Genomic DNA, 21,372 nt, shown 5'->3' on the forward strand with positions numbered 1-21,372 from the left:
TTTAAGCGTATCAAGCATTTTCGTCGCGTCGCCACTCGATATGACAAACTCGCCCACAGCTACCTCACCTTTGTCTCCATCGTGTCTGCCTTCGGGCCGCTCTTAAATGTAAACAGGACCTAGGGATTCATCCGCACACGAAGGGCTTCCGGGTGTTCTCGCTGCGCTCGCCGTTGTATGTGAAGGGCACGTTCAAGAAGCCGGATGTGGGCGTGAGCGTCGGCGCGTTGGCCGCGCGTGGCGGCGCGATGGTCGGCCTCGGGCTGATCAACCCGTTCGCCGCGCTAATTCCGCTGATCGCGCCGAGCAACAACAAGCCGCTGCCGTGTCAGCAGATGCTCGCCGACATGAGCCGCGCGCCGACCCCGCCCGCGCCGGGACAGAAGGAGAAGGCCAAGGCCGCGCCGGCATATATGTCGTCGGGCGCGTCGGCGGCGGATGCGGCTGGCGCGGCAAAGAAGAAGCCGGCTGCGCCGACGCTGGCGAGCGCATCGTTGTACAAAGGAAGCTGAGCGCGTGGACAGATGCTGTGCATAAATCTTCAGCGCTTACTTCAGTGCGCAAACGTTCTCGCGCACGATTAATTCTTATTCATCAGAGACTTAACTCGCATCGCGCGTAACTTTTCAACAGTTCTTTCCACAGAAATTGTGGATAACTCTGGCGTCGTCGTGTGGGGCGTGTTTGAGCCGATGTGCTGACGCGATCCGCGTCGCACGGCGTTTCCCGAGAAAAATCAAGAATTTGCTTGAGTCTTGCAGCGCTTTTCCACAGACCTTTCCCCGTCGGCTGGGGATAAGTTATGCAAGTGGGGGATGGGGAAAAGCGCCGAGTGACGCGCAACGAAGCGCCGGTGGGTTTTCGTTGCGGCTCAGGGAGTTAAGGGAGTTCTCAGAGGGTTTTCAACAAGGTGGTCACCAATTGCTGGGGACAACATTGAATTAGATAGACAAGCCCGGTCCGCCATTACTTCCGAGCAATTGCTCGACTGCATCCGCGTTGGCATAATCCTGCTCGGGCAGTCCGTCGAGGAGAACCAGCACATCGTTACTCACACCGGCCTCGCGCGCCGCGTCGACCAGCGCATCCTTATTGGCGGGATAATCCACGGCCCGCAGCACCTGGGCGATTTCGTCGTCGATCGGTTCGTCGTTCAGGTCTTGCTTGGCGGGCTTATCCGACATGAGTAGTAGCGGTCCTGATGAAGTTAAAAAAAGCTGCCTCAGGTCTGCTGAACCTGAATCTTCTGGCTGGCCATGCCGTGACTCGGCGTGCGCGACTTCGGCATCGGCACGTGACGCCAGCGGGCGTGATCGAGGCTGTCCGCCGTGATATCCGGCGCGGGCGGCGCGGCGTTCACGCGCAATGCGGCGGCCGTCGCTTTCATGGCGACACTGTTTTCGTCGGACGGACTCGTATGCAGCGGCGCGGCATAGCACGAGACCGAGACCAGAGCCATCGATAACAACGTTGAGGTCTTCATCGGGCAACCCTTCCTCACGTGAGCAGCGAGAAGCATCAAGCAAGGGCTATGCCGATGCGCTTCCCGTCCGCCTGCCGTGCCGCCGATCGCTCGATGTCATCGGTGCACGGGCGCGACGCTCGAATACTTCAAGTGATGGTTTAACTGGCCCGGCATCGGCGGCGATATGGACAAAAACGTCCCTGTGCACCGCGAAATTTCACGGCTGCGCAGTTTCAGCGCGAGGTCGGGTTTAACCGGAAGTATGCGTCCAGAAGCGAGGTTTTGTACACGACGCCCAGCAGCAAAGGTTGCGACTTTTGTTCGATAACCGGCAATCGTTCGCCTTGGAAGGCCAAGAAATGCTGAAGCGCCTCGCCGAGCGACATGTCGGGCGTCAGCACGTCGAATTGCGGCTGAAGATAGTCGGCGGTGGTCTTTGTTTCGGTGCCTTTTTCGTCGAGCAGATCGGAGGTGATGTCCTTCAGCGCGACCACGCCGCGAAAGTGTTCGGCTTCGTCCACGACATACAGATACTTCACCGGATATTCGAGAAACACGCGCGTCATGTCCTTGACGTTGGCCGTGAGCGTGACGACCGTGTCGGCGGGTTTGACGAGCTCGCGCATCTGCGTGGCGGCGAGACGCAGGCGTTCCTTTTCCTCGCGCGTGCGACGCAGCGTGACTTCGTACATCGACGTCTGCTCGGACGTGCGTGCGATGTAGTAGGGCGATCACGCAGGCGAGCATCAGCGGCAGCATGACCTGATACGAGAGCGTCATCTCGAAGATCATCAGGATCGCCATGAGCGGCGCGTGCGTGGCGGTGGCGAGGAACGCGCCCATGCCGACCATCGCGTAGGCGAAGGGCGCGGAGGTCGAGTCCGGCCAGATCGCGTGCACGGCGAGGCCGTACAGACAGCCGAGCACGGCGCCGACGAACAGCGTCGGCGTGAAGATACCGCCGACCGCGCCCGAACCGGCCGTGGCCGCCGTCGCGACGATCTTCATCAGCAGCACGGTGAGCAGCGCGGTCCAGGTCCACGGCTCATGCAAGAGCGAGTTCACGACTTCGTAGCCGTTGCCCCAGACTTCCGGCCACCAGATCGAGATGATGCCGACGATCAGCCCGCCGAGCGCGAGGCGCACCGGCAAAGGCAAGGGCAGCGTGGCGAAGCGTTTCTTCGATGCCGCCAGCAAGCCCAGAAAGCGCGGCGCGATGGCCCCGCACAACAGCCCGAGCACGACGAACAGCACGACTTCGAGCCCGGTGACGGTCGGGAACACGGGCATCTCGTAAGGCGGTTTATAGCCCGCGAACTCGCGCATCGTGATGTTGGCGACGACCGACGACACGACGATCGGCCCGAAGCTTTCCATCGCCATCGAACCGAGCACGAGTTCGGTGACGAAGAACGCGCCCGCGATCGGCGCGTTATACGCCGACGTGATCCCGGCCGCCGCGCCGCACGCGACGAGCAAGCGCAGACGCGGCGGATCGAAGTGCACCCATCGCCCGATCAGCGACGAGGAAAGCGCGGCGAGTTGCACCATCGAGCCTTCGCGCCCGATGGACCCGCCGCTCGCGATCGTGATCAGCGACGACAGGCTGCGCCAGAAACTCTGCCACACGGGCACCACGCCATCGCCAATGGTGACCGCTTCCATATAGTCGGTGTTCGCGTGCTTGCCGTTGCTGGCGCGATGCCGTGCCGCAATCAGGCAAACGCCCGCGATCAGTCCGCCGATGGCGGGCAAGGCGACGCGCGCGGGCAGCGGCAAGCCCTTCGCCAGCGCAACCAGTCCATCCGAATGATTGCCGAGCAGCCGTTCCAGAGTCGCGATACCTTCCCGAAACACCGCCGTCGCAAACGCGCCGGCCACGCCGACGATGACCGCCCAGACGAGCATCGTGTGCGAATCGGACAGACGGAACAGCTGTTCGGCGCGCGTGCGCAGTTTGAGCAGGAATGAGAGCACTTTTGCGAAATCGTGGAAAGCTTAGAAGCAAATGGAATAAGGGAGGTGGAAGGATAGCATCCGGCATGACCGTGAGGCCACGCTTCGGACGATTACGCATGCTCGATGCGCGAAAAAAAGCCCGGCGGTGCGATCGCCGGGCTTCGGGTTGCATCAGCGCAACGGCTCGATACTCACCACTTCGGCGCAAACGACGGATTCGCGTTCCGGCGTCCTTCGTCGAGCGCGTCGATTCTGGCGATATCGCTCGCGTCGAGCTTGAGCTTTTGCGCGTCCCAGTTGGTCTTCTGATGCTCCGCATTGGTCGACGCCGACAGCACGACGATATCCCGCGACAGCAGCCACGCGAACGCCACTTGCGCGGGCGTCGCACCGTGCTTTTCGGCGATCGACTTGATGGTCGAATCGTTGTGCGCGCGTCCTTCGGACAAGGGCATGTAGGCCGTCACCTTGACGCCGAGCGCTTGCGTCGCGTCGACCAGTTTGCGGTTGGCGAGAAACGGGCTGACTTCGATCTGATTCGTGACGATATCCTTGCCGCCCGGCGCCTTCACAGCTTCCTGAAGCAGCGGCGCGGTGAAATTCGATACGCCGTAATGCCGGATCAGCCCGAGCTTTTGCGCTTCCTGCATCGCGGCGAGCGTTTCGGCGATCGGCACCGCGCCCTGCGGCGACGGCCAGTGGACCAGCGCGAGATCGAGCGTGCCGATATCGAGTTTCGCGTGGCTATCCTTCAGGCTCGCGATGAGCGCGTCGCGTCCGAGCCGGTCCCACCAGACCTTGGTCGTCACCCAGATGTCGTCGCGCGGCACGCCCGAGTCGCGCACGCCCTGACCAACGGCGACCTCGTTATTGTAGTACTGCGCGGTGTCGATATGACGATAGCCGATCTGCAAGGCGCTCGACACGGCCTGCGCGGTCTTCGCGGCATCGACACGGAAAGTACCGAGACCGAATGAAGGAATCGTTTCGATCATGCTGGCTCCAGTTTGAATGCAGGGTTGCGTACTACTTCGCGTCCTGATCGAGTTCGGGATAGTGGCGAAAGATGCCGGATTCGTTGAAAGCGAGCCGCCGTTCCGAATCGACATAGGCGGCGATATTGGGCCGCTTCAGCACGGCATCATGTAGAGCGGCGACGCGCGGATAGTGCTTGCCGAATGTCTTCATCGCGCGCGGAAAGGCGTAGTGCAATCCGTCGACAATCTGAAAGAGCGAGAGATCGACGTAGGTCACCGCATCGCCGATGATCTGCTTGTCGCCATGCGGATTCTGCTTGAGCACGCGCTCGAAATAGCCGATGAACTTCGGCTCGCGCTGATCCAGAAAATTCTGCGTGCGGATTTTCGCGGCGTCCTGCTGATCTTCGTAGTAGAGATCGGTTGCCAGCGGATGATGCGTGTCGTGCACCTCCGCGACGAAATCCGCGATTGTCAGTTGCAGTCCGTGCGCGACGTAGCGCAGGCCCTCGTCCTTCGGCGCTAGCTTTAGCTTCGGGCCGAGATAGAGCAGGATATTGGCGACATGCGGCACGATAAGATCGCCGTCTTTCAAAAACGGCGGCGCGAAGGGAATATGCGGCTCGGTCTTGCTGTTGATGATCTTCATCATCGCGCTCGAACCGTTCGGGCCGTACGCGACATCGACATACTCGGCGCCGGCATCTTCGAGCGCGAGGCGCACGAATTCGCCGCGGCCTTGCAGGCCGTCCCAGTAGTAGAGTTCGTAAGCCATGTGTGAGGTCCTCGTCGGGGATGTGGCGAGGCGCGTCGGCGAGCTCACGACGCGCGGACGAGGACACTGGGAAGCAACAGGCGTTCCCGAGATGCGCTAGGCTGCTTGGCTGTCGTCGTAAAGGCCCGCTGCGAGCCGCGCGGCAAGCGTCTTGCGATCGACCTTGCCGACCGCCGTCTCAGGCAGCGAATCGACGAAGAGCACATCGTGCGGCACGTAGATGCGCGACAGGCGCTTGCGTACCGCGTCCTGAATGCCCTCGGCGTTCATCGCGGTGAGATCCTTCGGCACGACGAAGGCAACCGGCACTTCGCCGAGATCGCGATCCGCGCGGCCCACCACGCAGCACGCGCTGACATCGGCATCGGCAACGATCACGCTTTCGATCAGCAACGGCGACAGATTTTCGCCGCCGCGAATGATCACATCCTTGATGCGGCCCGTGACATAGAGATAGCCGTCATCGTCGAAGCGGCCGAGATCGCCGGTGCGCAGCCAGCCATCGGCGACGGTGCGCGAGGTGGCATCGGCCGCGCCGAGATAGCCCGTCATCAGGTTCGGCCCGGCGATGCAGATTTTGCCTTCGACATTCGATGCATCGCTCATCGCGCCATCGGCTGCGCGCAGTTGCACGGTTTGTCCCGGCAACACGCGTCCCACCGATCCGATGCGCCGCGCCTTCGGCGGATTGAGCGTGCTGGTGCACGTCGCTTCCGACAAGCCATATGAAATGACGAGCGGACAGCCGAGCTTCGCTTCCACTTCGCGATGCAGCGCTTCGGTGATCGGCGCGGAACCGCAACGCGCCATGCGCAAGGTCTTCAACGATGCCGCATCGAATTTCTGCGCAAGCATGCGCGAATACATCGTCGGCACGCCGGTGATGATGGTCGACGCGAAACGCGTCAGCAATTCGGGCATGTCTTCCGCGCGAAAACGCGGACAGAACACGATAGTCGCGCCCGCAAGCAAGGGCGCGAAAAGCTGATTGTTCACGCCGTTGGTGTGATAGATCGGCATCACATGAAGCAGGCGATCGTCGCTCGATAAGGCGCTTTGTTCGAGCACGCCGAGCGCGTTGTTCAACAGCGCGGCCTGCGTGAGTTGCACGACCTTCGGCCGTCCCGTGCTGCCCGATGTGAACAGCAGCAAAGCGGGGCATTCAGACGCGACATCGATTGGCGGAAAATATGACGCTTCCTTCAGGTGTTCGATATCGAGCGTGCGCGTATCTTCAGGAATGGTCAGTTATCCGACAGATTTGTCATGCACCAGGAATCGCGCACGCGTTTCGACCAGACGCGCGCTCACTTCCTCCGCCGACAGCTTCGGCTCGAACACGCAAGGGCACAGTCCCGCGCGGATCGCGGCGAGCAGCAACACCACGGCGTCGATGGAGCGCGTCATCATGATCGCGACGACATCGCCCGGATGCGCATCGCGGCCCGACAGGTTCACCGCGACCGCGCCGGTTTCGCGCGCAAGGTCCGCGTAGCTCAGCGTGCGCGTGCCATCGGTCAGGGATGTCGCGTGCGTGCCAGTACTGCTCGAAGGCTTGTGCAAGGCTTGCCGGTCGCGCGTTGAAGCTCAAGGCGGTGGATGTCGTCACGGTGCTTACCTGAGTCGAATGGCGGCGTCGTTTTCGAATTGGCGTTGCGGATCGAGCGAGCGAAGCGCTTCCTGCTCGCGCGCGCTCGGTGGCGCGGTCGGTTCGGCGCAGGTCGCATCGAAACTGAAGCCGGTGCGTTCGCGCACTTCATCGAGACTCGATTCGGGATGCCACGATTGCAGCGCGAGCCGTCCATCGCGTTTGACGAACACCGCGATCGGCGTGACGACGCCGTGCATGCCGCCCCACGACGTCACGAAATCGAGCTTCTCGACGAGCGTGCGCTTCGAATGTTCGGTGCGCCAGGTGCAGGCGCGCTTCGCGGTGGGCAGCATCACCGCGCCGCCGCCGCCCGGCAAGCGAACTTTCGGATGCGCCCATTCGCCGATGCACGAGTTGTTCGCGCAGCCCGCGCCATCGAGTTGCGCCGCGCCGAGAAAGGTCAGGTCCATGCGGCCGCGCGTGCAAAGATCGTAGAAATCCTCATTGGCGAAGATCGACGACGATCCTTCGGCCAGCAGCGGATCGGAACTCGAAATGGGAATCGAGGAGGGCGTCGGATCGACGCCGCCCGCGACATTGATATACACGAAGTCCCAGTCGTAGGCGCGCTTGGCGAGCAGACAGGCGAGCATCGGCGGAGTGGAATTCACGCCGCTGAAAGTGATCTCGTTCGGGCGAATGAAACGCGCGAGATTCGTGACGATATACGAGAAGCCGCTCCATTGCTCAGCCATGACGCGCCTCCTTCGCGGTCGCTTCCGGCGCCGCATCGATATGACGCGCGAGCGATTCGGCACCGTCTTCCAGATACGCTTCGACCGCCGGATAGTCGATCGCATACGACCGCCAGCACGATCCCGGCCACGCGCCGTTTTTGACGATCGCGTAGTTTTGCACCATGAAATAAGGCACCACGGTGAGTTCGGGCTGATCGGCGAAGTTCGCATCCGAGACTTCTTCCGCAACGACCAGCACGCTTTTCGCGGCGCGGCTCATGATGCGGTCCCAGTGATACGTGCCCGAAATCCGCACATTGCCGAGCCGGTCCACGCTCGATGCATGGATCACCGCGAAGTCCGGCGAAATCGCGGGAATCACGTAAGTCGGCTCGCCCTTACCGTAGGGATCGTCGAGACATTTCCAGTCGTTGATACGCACCAAATCGCTGCCATGCACGCCGCCGCACGGCATGAAGGGCACGCCGAACGCCGCCGCGCGCAAGCCGGCGGTGAGCGTCGCGCACGCGTGTTCTTCGAGCGTCAACTGGCCTTTCTCGACCGCGCGCCGATAGTATGGCGCGAGCCCGAAATTGCCTTCCATCGCGACGATGCCGCAGCGCGCCCGCGACGCCACGCCCGCGCGGCACAGAATGTCGATGTCATATCCCGGCGATTGCTTGACGATCTCGATATCGCGCTTTTCCTGACGGATCATCTCGCGCACGAACGCGAACGGCCCGCGATGCAGAAAGCTGCCGCCCAGTCCGACCGATGCGCCGTTCGGCACGAGCGCGACCAGTTCCGCGAGCGAGACCTGCTTCTCCTTGCTGGCGAATCCCGAACTCATGATGAATGTCTCCTACGCCTTCTTTTGCGAGGCAAGATAGGCTTCGATACGCTTGTGAAGTCCCGGCGCGGACGCCGAACGCACCAGCGCGGCGAGATCGGTGTCGGCCTGTTCGGTGTCGAGCGCGCGACGCAACAGCGCGCGGCTGTCGGCGGGCAGGGCGTTCACGCGCTCGATGGCCGCTTCGATCACGGCGGCGTGTTCCTCCGGTCCCGCGATCAGTTCGATGAAACCGTTCGCGCTCGCGCGTTCCACGTCGAAGGTCGTCGCCATTTCGAGGATACGCTGCGCCTCGCGCGTCCCGACGATGCGCGCGAATCGCGCCGAACCGAGCACAAGCCCGAACTTGAGTCCGGGCATGCGGAACGTCGAACCGGGCGCGGCAACGCGCAGATTGCACGCGGCGACCAGATCGACGCCCGCGCCGAAGTTGCGGCCATGCGCGAGCGCCACCGTGAAACACGGCGAACTCGCGATGCGGTTCAGCAGGGTCTCGATGCGAATAAAGCGCAGCACGAGATCGCCTTCGCTTTGCGTCTGGACTTCGCTCATGTCGAAGCCCGCGCTGAAACAACGGCCTTCGCCTTGCAGCACGACGAGCGGCATGCGCGCGGCTTCGGCATCGTCGAATGCCTGAAGCAGCTCTTCGACGATACCCGCCGACAACGCATTCAGCTTGTCCGGCCGGTTGAGCGTGATGATCCAGTGTGTCGCCTGCCTGTCGATGACGATGCTGCTCATGCCTCGACCTCCGACTTCTTCAGCAACTCGCCGTTATGTTCGCCGAGGTCCGGCGGACGCAGACGAATCTCCGGCGTCTTCCCTGAAAACTTGACGGGCGACGCGAAGGTCCGCGTCAGCACGCCGTTCGGCAATTCGAGCGGTTGCACCCATTGTATATGATCGACTTGCGTATCGCTTAGTACTTCGGAATAAGTGTTGATCGGCGCGCACGGCACGCCGGCCTCGCGAAAGCGCGTGATCCAGTAGTCGGCGTCGTGATTCGCGAAGATGGCTTCGAGCGTATCGCGCAATTCGACCTGATGCTGTGCGCGCAGCGTGGTGCTCGTATAGCGCGCGTCCTGCTCGAGTTCCGGGCGCTCGACGACCTTGCACACCGACTTCCACAACGCGTTGTTGCCCGCCGCCATGCCGAAATACGTATCGCGCGCCTTAAAAGGCCTGATACGGCGCATTGCGTGGATGCGCGGAACCGAGCTTTTGCGGATCGCGGCCCGTGCCGAAATATTCCGATGTCTGCAATGCGGCGATCGCAAGCGTCGCGCCGAGCATAGGCACATCGATATGCGTGCCTTCGCCCGTTTGCGCGACGCCGCGCAAGGCCGCCGTCACCGAAAACGCCGCGTACAGGCCCGCCGCGAAATCGGCCAAGGGCACGCCGCATTTCACCGGCGCGCCGCCCGGTTCGCCGGTGATGCTCATGATGCCGCTCATCGCCTGCACGGTGAGATCGAAACCGCTTTCCTGCGAGCGCGGCACGGTTTGCCCGTAGGCCGAAATCAAACAGTAGACGAGGCCCGGTTTGAGCGCGCGCATGTCTTCGTAGCCAAGACCGAGCCGATTCATCACGCCCGGACGATTGTTCTCGATCACGACATCCGCGCTCTTGATCAGCGCCTTGGCCTGTTCGATGTCGTCGGCGTTTTTCAGGTCGAGCGTGACGGAGCGCTTGTTGCGATTCAGCGAGGCGAAGTTCTCGCTGTATCCCTCGGAAATCGGCGGCCAGGCGCGCAACGTGTCGCCGCCTTGCGGATGCTCGACCTTGATGACGTCCGCCCCCATGTCCGCGAGCAGCATGCCGCAATACTGGCCCGCCGCGACGTTGCAAAACTCGATAACCCTGATTCCCTGAAGCGGTTGATCCATTCGTTCCCTCCGGCAGTCTGATGAGTGCGTCGGCGCGTTGCCCCGAACTCGCTGAAGTCATTGTGACGCGCCGCCGCGAGCCTGTAAACCATAAATTGAAACGTAAATCCTATAATTCATGATATGCGGCTTCGTGAAAACACCGATTCCGCTCGTGCGCAAGAGTGCGGCGGTGGGGGATTTTCCACGATGCGCGGCCAATGGATACGGGGCTGTCAGACGAAATCGCGGGTGTAGAATGAGCTTTTAATCCTAAGTTTTAGGACCTCATGGACAAGACGTTGCTGAAGGGCCTGATGCTGCTCGAAGCGCTCGCCGACCAGAACGGCAAGCCCGTCACCATTCCCGTGCTGGCGGAGCAGGTCGGGCTGACCAAGAGCAACACGCATCGCACCTTGCAGACGCTCGCGCATGCCGGCTACGCCACTCGCGACGAAGTCACCGGCAACTATCGCAGCACCTTCAAGCTGTTCGAACTCGGCGCCAAGCAGATGGCGCAGATCGACGTGCGGCAATTCGCATCGAGCCATATGCGGGCGCTGGTCGAATTCACGCAGGAGACTGTGCATCTGTCGATTCTCGATGGCGGCTCGGTCGTGTATGTCGACAAGATCGAAAGCGCGCAGCCGGTGCGGGCGTACTCGGTGCTCGGCCGCCACGCGCCGGCGTATTGCGTCGCGACCGGCAAGATTCTGTTGGCGCATCAGAGCCAGGAGTATCAGACGCGTCATCTCACCGATCTCAGCGCCTACACCAAAGCCACCATCACCGATCTGCCGACGCTCAAGGCCGAGCTCGCGCGCGCGTCGGCCAACGGTTATGCGGTCAATCGTGGAGAATGGCGGGAGGCGGTCGGCGGCGTCGCCGCGCCGATCTTCGATGCGTTCAGCGCGCCGGTCGCGGCCATCGGCATTTCGGGGCCGCTGGAGCGCTTGAGCGCCAAGCGCATGAAGGAACTTGCGCCGTCGGTGCAGGACGCGGCGCTGAAGATTTCGCGCGCGATGGGCTATCGAAAGTAAATCGAGTAGGCGTTTAAAGACAATCAGCTTTGGAAGGCGGAACAGGGATGGACAAGCAAGGTTTCACCACGAGCATCGTGCATGGCGACCGCGTCGCGGGTACGGAACACGGCGGCGTGCGTCAGCCGATTCATACGTCGGTGCAATACGGTTTCGAGCGCGTCGAAGATCTGATCGGCGTGTTTCAGGGCACGAAAAAAGGCGGTTTCAACTATGCGCGTCAAGGCACGCCGACGACCGCCGCGCTCGAGCGCAAGATCACGCAACTCGAGGAAGGCGCGGGTTCGATCTGCTTCAGCACGGGCATGGGCGCGATCACCGCGACCTTTCTGACGCTGCTGCGCGCGGGCGATCATCTGGTGTCGAGCAAGTACGTGTTCGGCAATACGAATAGTCTCTTCGGTACGCTGAAGACGCTGGGTGTCGATGTCACCGTGGTGGATGCCTGCGACGTCGAGCAGGTAAAGAGCGCGATCCGGCCGAACACGCGCATGGTGTTCGTCGAGACCATCGCGAATCCGGGCACGCAGATTCCGGATCTGCAGGGCATCGGCGAGGTGTGCCGCGAGCGCGGGCTGGCGTATGTCGTCGATAACACCATCACGTCGCCGGCGCTGTTCAAGCCAAAGGCGGTCGGCGCGAGTCTTGTCATCAACTCGCTGACGAAGACCATCGCGGGTCACGGCGCGGCGCTCGGCGGCGCGGTGACGGATACCGGTTTGTTCGACTGGAGCGCGTATCCGAATATCGCCGACGACTATCGCAAGTCGCCCGCGAAGGATCAAGGGCTGCTGCAGATTCGCAAGAAGGGTCTGCGCGACATGGGCGCGTCGCTGTCGTCCGAGCAGGCGCATTCGATCGCGATGGGCACGGAGACGCTCGCCTTGCGCGTGAAGCAGAGCAGCGCGAATGCGCTGGCGTTGGCGCAGTTTCTCGAAGGGCATGACGCCATCGGCCGGGTGTTTTATCCGGGGCTGAAGAGCCATCCGCAGTATGAGATCGCGCAGGCGCTTTTCAAGGGCGCGTCGTGGCTGCTGTCGTTCGAGTTGTTGAATGCGGAGCGCATGATCGAGGTCGTCAACGCGCTGAAGCTGCCGATCAAGGCAACGGGTCTCGCCGATACGCGCACGCTGATCATTCCGGTCGCACCGACGATCTTCTTCGAAGCCGGTCCCGAGACGCGTCGCGCGATGGGCATTTCCGACGGCATGCTGCGTCTGTCGGCGGGCATCGAGGACATCGACGATCTGATCGCGGATTTTGAGCAGGCGCTGAAGCTGGCGGTTTGATGAGGTAGCGGCGCGCATCGTTGGAATGCGATGCGCGCCTATGCGGAATTACACGCCCGCGCGTAATAAATATTCTGCGGATGCCGCGCTTCCGCGAAGAAGAACCACCGCTCGGCCACGAGCCCGAGATACTGCGTCACCGCCGCGAGACAGAACAGCGCGATCGACTGCGCGCCCATCCCGAGCAGCATCAACGCGAACGGCACGCCGAACGCGCCGATCAGGAACGTCCACTTGATGCGCCTGATGGCTTCCGCGCTGCGTCCGTGAAAGAACTCGCGCAGATTGAATGCGCCCGCGGTAAAGCCGCGCGACTTCTGCACGACATTCGGCCCTTTGATACCCGTCGCGCTTTGCACGGTCGACTTCGGCCGCAAGCGCGCATTGCGCTGAAGCGAGGCGACGCGCGTCGCGCAACCGGCGAGCGTCAGCAGGCACGCGCACACGGCAAGTCCGACCATCGACGATGGCGCGAGCCAGGCCGCGCACGCCGTCGCCAGCGTAAAGCCCGATGCGCAGCCGAGCAGCACGAAGTTGACCATCGTGAGCGGCGTCGCCCATTCCTGCAGGAAGCGCAGGCACGCGTAGATCATCGCCGTGCAGACGAACAGCGCCGCCGATGCGCCCACGCCGATCATGCCGATCCACAGCGAATACGACACGCCGAACCAGTGCGCGATGCCATACAACGCGCCGCACGCGAGAAACGCGGGCAGCGCGAGACACTCGCGCGACAGCCACGAAGTCCGCCACATCGCGATGGCGCGCCACGCGCGTTCCGGATGTCCGAGATGAAAGAACGACGCGATCAGCCCGAGCCCGCCCAGCACGACCGACAATCCCGCGCCGACGACAAAAAACGTCTGCGAAGGCATGCCGATCAAACCAAGCGACGCGAGCACTTCGATACCGACGAGCGCGATTAGCAAGCCCTGCGCGGCGTCGCTCAGCGTAGTGAGAAACACGACGGAAAATGCGGGTTTCATGATGTTTTTCTCCTCACACGCGCGCGGCCAACGACACGAGATTCAGTTCGGCATCGTCCTGCTGTTCGGCCGAACCACACGAGCACGATCCTCCGCTGCCGCACGAATTGACCGGACGACGCGGCAGATAGTGATTCGCGGGTTTCGTGTCCCATTCCGGCATCAGCTGATAACCGCCGCGTTCCTCGATTGCTTTCGATACTTCCGACTCGGGATCATGAATATTGCCGAAGAGGCGCGCCGAGGTCGGGCACGCGAGCACGCACGCGGGCTTGCGATCGCGCTCGGGCAGCGCTTCGTTATAGATGCGATCCGAGCAGAGCGTGCACTTGGTCATCTCCTTGCGCTCTTCATCGAGTTCGCGCGCGCCGTATGGGCACGCCCACCCGCAGTATTTGCAGCCGATGCAGCGGTCATAGTCGACCAGCACGAGTCCGTCTTCCTTGCGCTTGTAACTCGCGCCGGTCGGACACACCGGCACGCACGGCGGATTCTCGCAGTGCAGACACGACTTCGGAAAATGAATCGTGTCCGCAAGCGGAAACTCGCCCGCTTCATAGGTCTGCACACGATTGAAGAAGGTGCCCGACGGGTCCGCATCGTAAGGACGCTTGTCCGCGAGACTGCCGGCTTCGCCCGATGTATTCCACTCCTTGCAACTCGTCACGCATGCATGGCAACCGACGCATACGTTCAGGTCGATCACGAGAGCCATCTGTGTCATATCGGTATCCTTAATTGTTTGCGTTACGCTTCACGGCATTGCGCAAGCGCGCCGCGAACTCGCCGTGTCCCGCGAAATACGTTTGCACCACGCGCTGAATCTTGCCGACCGAACCGGGCGCTGCGCGCATCGGCTGGAATTGCGGCAGCGTGTCATCGGCTTCGGCGGGATACACGCGCACGCGCACGTCGTACCACGCGGCCTGTCCGGTGATCGGATCGGAGTTGGAGAAGCGCACGCCTTCACGCGACGACGCGGGCAACTCATCGGTAATGACGTGATTGAGCAGAAAGCCGCGCTGCGATTCGTTGGCGTTCGCGCCGAGATTCCATGCGCCCGATGCCTTGCCGATCGCGTTCCATGTCCACACTGTTCCCGGCTCGACGGCTTCGCTGTAACGCGCCATGCAGCGCACCTTGCCCCACTGCGACTCGACATAGATCCAGCCGCCATCGTCGATGCCGTTCTGCTTTGCCATGCGCGGATTCATATACAGCAGGTTTTCGCCGTGAATCTGCCGCAGCCACGCGTTCTGCGAATCCCACGAGTGATACATCGCCATCGGGCGCTGCGTGACGGCGGCCAGCGGATACTGATCGAGATCGGTGGTCGCGCGTTCGAGCGGCGCATACCAGAACGGCAGCGGATCGAAATACTCCGCAATACGCGCACGCAGATGATCGGGCGGCTGACGTCCCTTCGTGCGCCCCTGCGCCGCGAGTCGAAACTTCTGCATCACGTCCGAGTAGAGCTGAATCAGGATCGGCGTATCGAATTTGCGGAAGCCTTTTTCCACGGACCATTTCAGATACGGCCCGTTTTGCCCGCGCATGTACTGCATCTCTTCGGGCATCGTGTAATGGAAGACGCAGTTGTTCTTTGCGTACTCTTCCCATTGATTCGGATTCGGCTCGCCGACCAGCGCGTCCTTGCCGTCCTTGCCGCGCCAGCCGATCAGAAAGCCCACGCCCGAACCCGGCGCGGTCTGATGGTTCACGATGAAATCCGGATAGTCGCGGTACTTGCGCTGACCATCGGGCGTCGTGAATGCAGGCAGTTTCAGGCGGCTGCCGAGTTCGACCAGCACTTCCTGAAACGGACGGCATTCGCCCGTCGGCGGCACGACCGGCACGCGCACCGAATCCACCGGACCGTCGAACTCGGAGATCGGCCGATCGAGCATCGACATCGCGTCGTGTCGTTCGAGATAGGTCGTGTCGGGCAGCACGAGATCGGCGAAGGCGGTCATCTCGGACTGGAACGCATCGCAGACGACGATAAACGGAATCTTGTACTGGCCGCTTTCGTCGCGGTCGGCGAGCATCTTGCGCACTTCCATCGTGTTCATCGACGAATTCCACGCCATGTTGGCCATGAAGATCATCAAGGTATCGATGGGGTAGGGATCGCCACGCCATGCGTTCGTGATGACGCTATGCATCACGCCATGCACCGCGAGCGGATACTCCCACGAGAACGCCTTGTCGATGCGCACCGGCGTGCCGTCGTCGTGGATAAAGAGGTCTTCGGGCGCGGCGGGCCAGCCGAGCGGACCGGCGGCAAGCGGCGTATTCGGCTTCACCTGATCCGGATGATTCGGCGGTTTCGCGGACGGCGGCACCGCGCGCGGAAACGGCGACTTGTGACGAAAGCCGCCCGGCCGGTCGATGGTGCCGAGCATCGACATCAGCACCGCGAGCGCGCGGATCGACTGAAAGCCGTTGGAATGCGCGGCGAGTCCGCGCATCGCATGAAACGCGATCGGCGCGCCCGTCACCGATTCATGCGTCTTGCCCCATGCGTTGGTCCATTGAATCGGCAGGCTGATCTGCTGATCGCGGCTGACCTGAATCATTTCGTCGGCGAGACGGCGGATCGTATCGACGGGAATGCCGGTGATGTCCGCGGCCCATTCGGGCGTGCACGACTTCACCTGCTCGCGCAGCAGCGTGAACGACGGCGCGACCGGCGCGACCGGCGTGCCGTCGTCGAGCGTATAGCGACCGTCGAGCGCGGGCTCGGCGTCTTCCGCGTGATGCGCCACCGCGCGATTCGTCTTCTTGTCCCACCAGAGATGATTCTGCGGAAACAGCGCGTTGACTTCCTCCGCGCTTTTATCTTCGATGAACAGGCCGAAGCGCTCGCTCGCCTCGTTCATGTCGACGAGCTCGCCCGCGTTGGTATAACGCGCGACGAACTCGTGATCGAAGGCATCGCGCGCGATCAGTTCGTGCATCAGCGCCATGAACAGCGCGCCGTCGGTGCCGGGACGAATCGGCACCCACTCATCGGCGATGGCGGCATAACCCGTGCGCACCGGATTGATCGCGATAAAGCGGCCGCCCGCGCACTTGAACTTCAAAATGGCGATCTTCAGCGGATTCGAATGATGATCTTCCGCCGTGCCGATCATGATGAACAGCTTCGAGCGGTCGAGATCGGGACCGCCGAATTCCCAGAAGGAACCGCCCATCGTGTAGATCATGCCGGCGGCCATATTCGCGCTGCAGAAGCCGCCGTGCGCCGCGTAATTGGGGGGCCGAAATTCTTCGCGAACAGGCTGGTGAGCGCCTGCATCTGATCGCGGCCGGTGAAGAGCGCGAACTTCTTCGGATCGGTTGCGCGCAGATGCTTGAGACGCTGCTTGAGCGTATCGAGCGCGACATCCCACGAGACCGGTTCGAACTGCGCTTCGCCGCGCAGCACATTAGGTTTTCGCATCAGCGGTTGCGTGAGACGCGCGGGCGAATACTGCTTCATGATGCCCGACGCGCCTTTCGCGCAAATCACGCCCTGATTTAAGGGATGTTCAGGATTGCCATCGATGTATCGGACTTCGCCATCGCGCAAATGCACGCGGATGCCGCAACGGCATGCGCACATGTAGCACGTGGTGGTCTTGACATCGAGCTTCTCGTTCTGTGTACGGGGGACATGTTCCATGAGGTCTCCATCGATGAAACGTTGACACGTGAAGCGCTGAAAACGCGATAAGCCGTCTTTCGATCGACGGCTTTCGCGCTTTTTTTCTACGAATCGGAAGAATCAGCCAAACAGCTTCTCGACGCCCAGCGTGATCGCGAGTCCACCGCCGATCAGCCAGAGATACAGAATCGCGCCGGTGGCGATCGCGCGCGGCCCGGCCTGGCGAATCTGTTCGATGCGCGTTTCCATGCCGAGCGCGGTCATGGCCATCGTGAGTGCGAAAGTGTCGAGCAGGTTGACAGTGTTGGTGGCGGGCGCAGGCAGAATGTGCAGCGAATTCACGACGACCAGCGCGAGAAAGCCGAGCGCGAACCACGGCACCGCGACCTTGCCCTTGCCCTGACTTGCGCCATCGTTGTTGCGCGAGCGGCTGATCCAGAAGCCGACCACCAGCAGCACCGGCACCAGCAGCATCACGCGCGTCATCTTCACGATGGTGGCGATATGCGTCGCTTCCGGGCTGACATTGCTAGCCGCGCCGACCACTTGCGCGACTTCGTGGATCGTGCCGCCGAAGAACAGGCCCGCGCCGAGCGTGTCGAGATGCAGCAGACCGGCTTTCATCGCGAGCGGGTAGAGGAACATCGAGAGCGTGCCGAACAGCACGACGCTGCCGACCGCTATCGCGCTCTTGTGCGGCTTCGATTGCAAGGTCGATTCGAAGGCGAGCACGGCGGCCGCGCCGCAGATCGCGCTGCCGGCGGCGGTGAGAAGCGCGGTGTCGCGATCGAGCTTCATCACTTTCATGCCGGCCCAGGTGCCGATCACCAGCGTGCTGACGACGACCAGCACGGACACGGTCAATCCCGACACACCGACTTGCGCGATCTCCTGCAAACTCACCCGCAGACCGAAGAACGCCACCGCGATGCGCAGCAATTTGCGCGCGGAGAAGTTGACGCCCGCTGCCCAGCTGTCCGGCATGCCGTGCCGCAACGCATTGCCATACACCGCGCCCGCGATGATGCCGACGATCAGCGGGCTGATGCCCAGTCCCGCAATGGCGGGAATCGCCGCGACGCGCGTGACGGCGGCGGCGAACAGCGCGACGAACAAAATGCCGTTGAGCTGACCGCGCGTAGAGGAGGCGGCGCTGACTGAAGCGGGAGACGATACCGTGGACATGAAGCGTCCTTCGACGAATAGGGTTTGGGGATGCCTTAATCCTATCGACGTTATATGCATATGAAAAATCGTGATTTAGAATGCCAACTATCAGATCAGCCGATATTTCATTCAGATGACCCCGGAACAGCTGATAACCTTTGCGACCGTCGCGGAGCACGGCAACATCAGCCGCGCGGCGGTGGCGTTGCATTTGTCGCAACCCGCCGTTTCAGGCCAGCTGAAGCTGCTGCAGGACGAATTCGGCGAGCCGCTTTATCTGCGTGACGGGCGCGGCATTCGTCTCACGGCGTCGAGCGAACAGTTGCTCGGGCACGCCGAACGGCTGCGCGAGACCTTCCGCGCGGCCCACGCGCTGCGTGACGCATTGCGCGGTCTGGAGCGCGGCGTCTTGCGCATCGGCGCGAGCACGACGCCCGCCAGCTACGTGCTGCCGTATCTGATCGCGGCGTTCCATAAGCGCCATCCTGACGTGACGACGACCACCATCGACGGCAATACGGCGGATATCGTCGCGGCGCTCGGCTCGCTCGATGTCGCGCTGGTCGAAGGCCCGACCGGTCACGATCTGCCGCTCGGCACGACCGTCACGGCGTGGCGCGAGGACGAGATCGTCGCGATCGTTCCGAGCGGTCATCCGCTGGCCGATGGCCGCGATTTCGCCACGCTCGACGACGTGAGCGCGTATCCGCTGGTCCTGCGCGAACCCGGCTCGGGCGTGCGGCAGATCATCGAGCGCGCGTTCGCGGAATGCGGCGCGGCGATGCGCGTCGCGCTGGAAATCGCGGGCGTGGAGGGCGTGAAGGAAGCGGTGCGGGCCGGCATGGGCATCGGCTTCGTGTCGGCGATGTCGATTCGCCACGAGGACAGTGCGCTGCGACGCTTGCGGATCGCGCCGCAACCGCTGACGCGCCGGTTTTCGATCCTCGTGCCGCATGCCGCGACGCCGTCGCGCGTCGCCGCGCGCTTCCTCGAACTGTGCGAGGAACCGGACTTGCCGGGCTACCCACGCTAGGGATTTCCACTATGGCGCGTTCGGACCACCCGGGCGCACTATGCGGCTCCAGAAACGGGACGCTTCGGGCGTCTTTTTTGAAATTTGTTTATAGAACCGGTTCCAAGCGTGGAAATTCAAGCGAAATCGTCGGGTTTGACAGCGACAGCGCAAATCGTCGTCGTCGCGAGCGCGTTCGGCGCGGACGCGATCCGGCGCGACGGCCACGCCGAATGGGCGGCGTGGCGGCGCACGCGGGCGCGGACGGCTTCGAAGTGCGCCGCGAACTGTTCGCCACCGACGGCTGCGCCCATCTTGACGCGTTGGCGCGTCTCGGCGACCGGATTCGCGCGGCGGGCTTGTGGGCCGTGTACTCGACGCCCGCCACGCTGTTCGCCGACGACGGCGCGCTGGACCGCACCGCGCTTTCGCTCGCGATCGACGAAGCGGCGGTGCTGCAAGCGCGCATCGTCAAGTTGCAACTGGGCGGCACGGAAAGCGGCGTCGCCACCGATGCCGCGACGCTCGACTGGCTGATGTCGGCGGCATCGAACACGCGGGCGCGTCTGGTCGTGGAAAACGGCCAACTGCGCGCGGGCGGCACGGTCCGCGCCTTCGAAACGCTGTTCGGCGCGTTGCCGTCGCAAAGCGGCATCGCGATGACGTTCGACACCGGCAACTGGCGTTGGACCGGCGAGGATCCGCTGGACGCCGCGCGCCGCCTGGAGCCTTACGTCGGCTACGTGCACTGCAAATCGGTGATGGGTGAGGGCGCGCGCCAGTTCGCCGCCGCGCCCGCCGATGGCGACACGCGCTTCGCGACGCTGCTCGCGCGCTTGCCGGGCGATGTCGATGTGCCGCGCGGCAACGAGCATCCGTTTATCGCGGATTCGACCGGCGCATTCGATGCCGACGCGCAGCGCCAGATCGCGCGCATCGCGGCATTTTGAATTACGTATTCTATCAGACGAGACACTCCATGCAAGCACTCGACATCGTTACTTACGGCGAAGCGATGACCATGTTCGTCGCCGCCGAAACCGGCGAACTCGCGAAGGTCGGACAGTTCACCAAGCGCGTCGCGGGCGCGGATCTGAACGTGGCGATCGGTTTGTCGCGGCTCGGCTTCAAGGTGGGCTGGATGAGCCGCGTCGGCAACGATTCCTTCGGCCGCTATGTGTTCGACGTGCTGGCGGCGGAAGGCATCGACGCGGCGCGCGTCACGATCGACGAGCGCTATCCGACGGGCTTCCAGTTGAAGGGCAAATGCGACGACGGAAGCGATCCGGCCGTCGAATATTTTCGGCGTGGTTCGGCCGCCAGCCATCTGTCGATCGACGATTACGACGCGAGCTACGTGCTCGGCGCGCGCCATCTGCATCTGACGGGCGTGGCGCCGGCGATTTCCGCGACATCGCGCGAACTCGCTTTTCATATGGCGCGCGAAATGCGCAAGGCCGGCAAGACGATCTCGTTCGATCTGAACCTGCGTCCGACGCTGTGGCCCTCGCGCGAAGCGATGGCCGAGTCGCTCAACGCGCTGGCCGCGCTCGCCGACTGGGTGCTGCCGGGCGTCTCCGAAGGTTTGACGCTGACGACGGGTCACGCCAAGCCCGAGGACATCGTGGCGTTCTATCTGGATCAGGGGCGCGCGCGGCGTGATCGTCAAGCTCGGCGCGCACGGCGCGTTCTACCGCACGGCGGACGGCGATCAGGGCATCGTCGCGGGCGTGCCTGTTGAACGCGTGATCGATACGGTCGGCGCGGGCGATGGCTTCGCGACCGGCGTGATCAGCGCGTTGCTCGAAGGACGCGACATGCGTCAGGCGTGCGCGCGCGGCAACCCCATCGGCGCACTGACGATTCAGGTGATCGGCGACAGCGAAGGCTTGCCGACACGCGCCGCGCTCGACGCGCTGGAAGCACTGGATGCGAACGACAAGACGGCCAAAGCCGCGCTCGATATCGCCTGAACACGACACGGGCCCACCCGTGCGAGAACCTGAGAG

Annotated in this window: 15 protein-coding genes and 7 pseudogenes; 7 read left to right on the forward strand and 15 right to left on the reverse strand. The window is 62.8% G+C overall.

Annotated features, from left to right (window positions below; genetic code table 11):
* Together BVER_RS32535 and BVER_RS12865 are read left to right on the forward strand one after the other, a co-directional pair.
* Positions 1 to 123, forward strand: a pseudogene (locus BVER_RS32535) (IS5/IS1182 family transposase); the annotation flags it as partial.
* Positions 117 to 512, forward strand: a pseudogene (locus BVER_RS12865) (AsmA family protein); the annotation flags it as partial. The pseudogenes BVER_RS32535 and BVER_RS12865, both read left to right, overlap by 7 nt.
* A 429-nt stretch (positions 513 to 941) precedes the next feature.
* Here the strand turns inward: BVER_RS12865 and BVER_RS12870 are convergent.
* The 11 genes and pseudogenes from BVER_RS12870 to BVER_RS12915 form a co-directional block, all read right to left on the reverse strand.
* The gene (locus BVER_RS12870; RefSeq protein WP_050453632.1) at positions 942 to 1,184 is read right to left on the reverse strand and encodes a DUF2795 domain-containing protein; all 243 of its coding nucleotides are present in this window, start codon (positions 1,182 to 1,184) and stop codon (positions 942 to 944) included.
* A gap of 38 nt (positions 1,185 to 1,222) precedes the next feature.
* A complete protein-coding gene (locus BVER_RS12875; protein WP_050453633.1) occupies positions 1,223 to 1,483 on the reverse strand; it encodes a hypothetical protein in 261 nt (86 codons plus the stop codon).
* Between the two features lie 215 nt (positions 1,484 to 1,698).
* Positions 1,699 to 3,442, reverse strand: a pseudogene (locus BVER_RS12880) (ClcB-like voltage-gated chloride channel protein).
* Positions 3,443 to 3,615: 173 nt separating this feature from the next.
* The gene (locus BVER_RS12885; protein ID WP_050453634.1) at positions 3,616 to 4,419 is read right to left on the reverse strand and encodes an aldo/keto reductase; all 804 of its coding nucleotides are present in this window, start codon (positions 4,417 to 4,419) and stop codon (positions 3,616 to 3,618) included.
* A 31-nt stretch (positions 4,420 to 4,450) separates the two neighbouring features.
* Complete coding sequence (locus tag BVER_RS12890) at positions 4,451 to 5,176, reverse strand: glutathione S-transferase (RefSeq protein ID WP_050453635.1); 726 nt, start codon at positions 5,174 to 5,176, stop codon at positions 4,451 to 4,453.
* Between the two features lie 96 nt (positions 5,177 to 5,272).
* On the reverse strand, positions 5,273 to 6,328 hold the full coding sequence (locus BVER_RS12895) for a class I adenylate-forming enzyme family protein (protein ID WP_232316526.1): 1,056 nt from the start codon (positions 6,326 to 6,328) through the stop codon (positions 5,273 to 5,275).
* Between the two features lie 96 nt (positions 6,329 to 6,424).
* Positions 6,425 to 6,739: an AMP-binding protein gene (locus BVER_RS33775; protein ID WP_232316527.1), complete on the reverse strand. Its 315-nt coding sequence runs from the start codon at positions 6,737 to 6,739 to the stop codon at positions 6,425 to 6,427.
* A 51-nt stretch (positions 6,740 to 6,790) separates the two neighbouring features.
* The gene (locus tag BVER_RS12900) at positions 6,791 to 7,522 is read right to left on the reverse strand and encodes a CoA-transferase subunit beta (RefSeq protein WP_050453636.1); all 732 of its coding nucleotides are present in this window, start codon (positions 7,520 to 7,522) and stop codon (positions 6,791 to 6,793) included.
* Entirely contained in the window at positions 7,515 to 8,354 is an 840-nt protein-coding gene (locus tag BVER_RS12905; protein WP_050453637.1) for a CoA transferase subunit A, read from the reverse strand. The genes BVER_RS12900 and BVER_RS12905 overlap by 8 nt, the downstream gene beginning before the upstream one ends.
* A gap of 12 nt (positions 8,355 to 8,366) precedes the next feature.
* The gene (locus BVER_RS12910; protein WP_050453638.1) at positions 8,367 to 9,095 is read right to left on the reverse strand and encodes an enoyl-CoA hydratase/isomerase family protein; all 729 of its coding nucleotides are present in this window, start codon (positions 9,093 to 9,095) and stop codon (positions 8,367 to 8,369) included.
* Positions 9,092 to 10,241 (reverse strand): annotated as a pseudogene (locus BVER_RS12915) (CaiB/BaiF CoA transferase family protein). Before BVER_RS12915 ends, BVER_RS12910 begins: the two are co-directional and overlap by 4 nt.
* Before the next feature lie 269 nt (positions 10,242 to 10,510).
* Here BVER_RS12915 and BVER_RS12920 point away from each other — a divergent pair.
* The gene (locus tag BVER_RS12920; RefSeq protein WP_050453639.1) at positions 10,511 to 11,260 is read left to right on the forward strand and encodes an IclR family transcriptional regulator; all 750 of its coding nucleotides are present in this window, start codon (positions 10,511 to 10,513) and stop codon (positions 11,258 to 11,260) included.
* Positions 11,261 to 11,307: 47 nt separating this feature from the next.
* Positions 11,308 to 12,549 carry a cystathionine gamma-synthase family protein gene (locus BVER_RS12925; RefSeq protein ID WP_050453640.1) on the forward strand — a complete coding sequence of 414 codons (1,242 nt, stop codon included), beginning with the start codon at positions 11,308 to 11,310 and terminating at the stop codon, positions 12,547 to 12,549.
* A gap of 38 nt (positions 12,550 to 12,587) precedes the next feature.
* Here BVER_RS12925 and BVER_RS12930 read toward each other — a convergent pair whose 3' ends face one another.
* The 4 genes and pseudogenes from BVER_RS12930 to BVER_RS12945 all read right to left on the reverse strand — a co-directional run bounded on the left by BVER_RS12930 (position 12,588) and on the right by BVER_RS12945 (position 18,369).
* A complete protein-coding gene (locus BVER_RS12930) occupies positions 12,588 to 13,535 on the reverse strand; it encodes a dimethyl sulfoxide reductase anchor subunit family protein (RefSeq protein ID WP_050453641.1) in 948 nt (315 codons plus the stop codon).
* Positions 13,536 to 13,548: 13 nt separating this feature from the next.
* Positions 13,549 to 14,259: a 4Fe-4S dicluster domain-containing protein gene (locus BVER_RS12935; protein ID WP_050453642.1), complete on the reverse strand. Its 711-nt coding sequence runs from the start codon at positions 14,257 to 14,259 to the stop codon at positions 13,549 to 13,551.
* 10 nt (positions 14,260 to 14,269) lie between these two features.
* Positions 14,270 to 17,202 (reverse strand): annotated as a pseudogene (locus BVER_RS12940) (molybdopterin oxidoreductase family protein).
* Positions 17,203 to 17,304: 102 nt separating this feature from the next.
* Positions 17,305 to 18,369: a YeiH family protein gene (locus tag BVER_RS12945; protein ID WP_050453644.1), complete on the reverse strand. Its 1,065-nt coding sequence runs from the start codon at positions 18,367 to 18,369 to the stop codon at positions 17,305 to 17,307.
* A gap of 115 nt (positions 18,370 to 18,484) precedes the next feature.
* Between BVER_RS12945 and BVER_RS12950 the strand changes: the two genes are divergently transcribed.
* The 3 genes and pseudogenes from BVER_RS12950 to BVER_RS12960 all read left to right on the forward strand — a co-directional run bounded on the left by BVER_RS12950 (position 18,485) and on the right by BVER_RS12960 (position 21,336).
* Positions 18,485 to 19,384, forward strand: a complete 900-nt coding sequence (locus tag BVER_RS12950; protein ID WP_050453645.1) for a LysR family transcriptional regulator — start codon at positions 18,485 to 18,487, stop codon at positions 19,382 to 19,384.
* 135 nt (positions 19,385 to 19,519) lie between these two features.
* Positions 19,520 to 20,313: pseudogene (locus BVER_RS12955) on the forward strand (sugar phosphate isomerase/epimerase family protein).
* A gap of 29 nt (positions 20,314 to 20,342) precedes the next feature.
* Positions 20,343 to 21,336: pseudogene (locus BVER_RS12960) on the forward strand (sugar kinase).
* The last annotated feature ends 36 nt before the right edge of the window (positions 21,337 to 21,372 follow it).

Origin of the sequence: Candidatus Burkholderia verschuerenii (assembly GCF_001189365.1) — a bacterium.
Lineage (GTDB): Bacteria > Pseudomonadota > Gammaproteobacteria > Burkholderiales > Burkholderiaceae > Caballeronia > Caballeronia verschuerenii.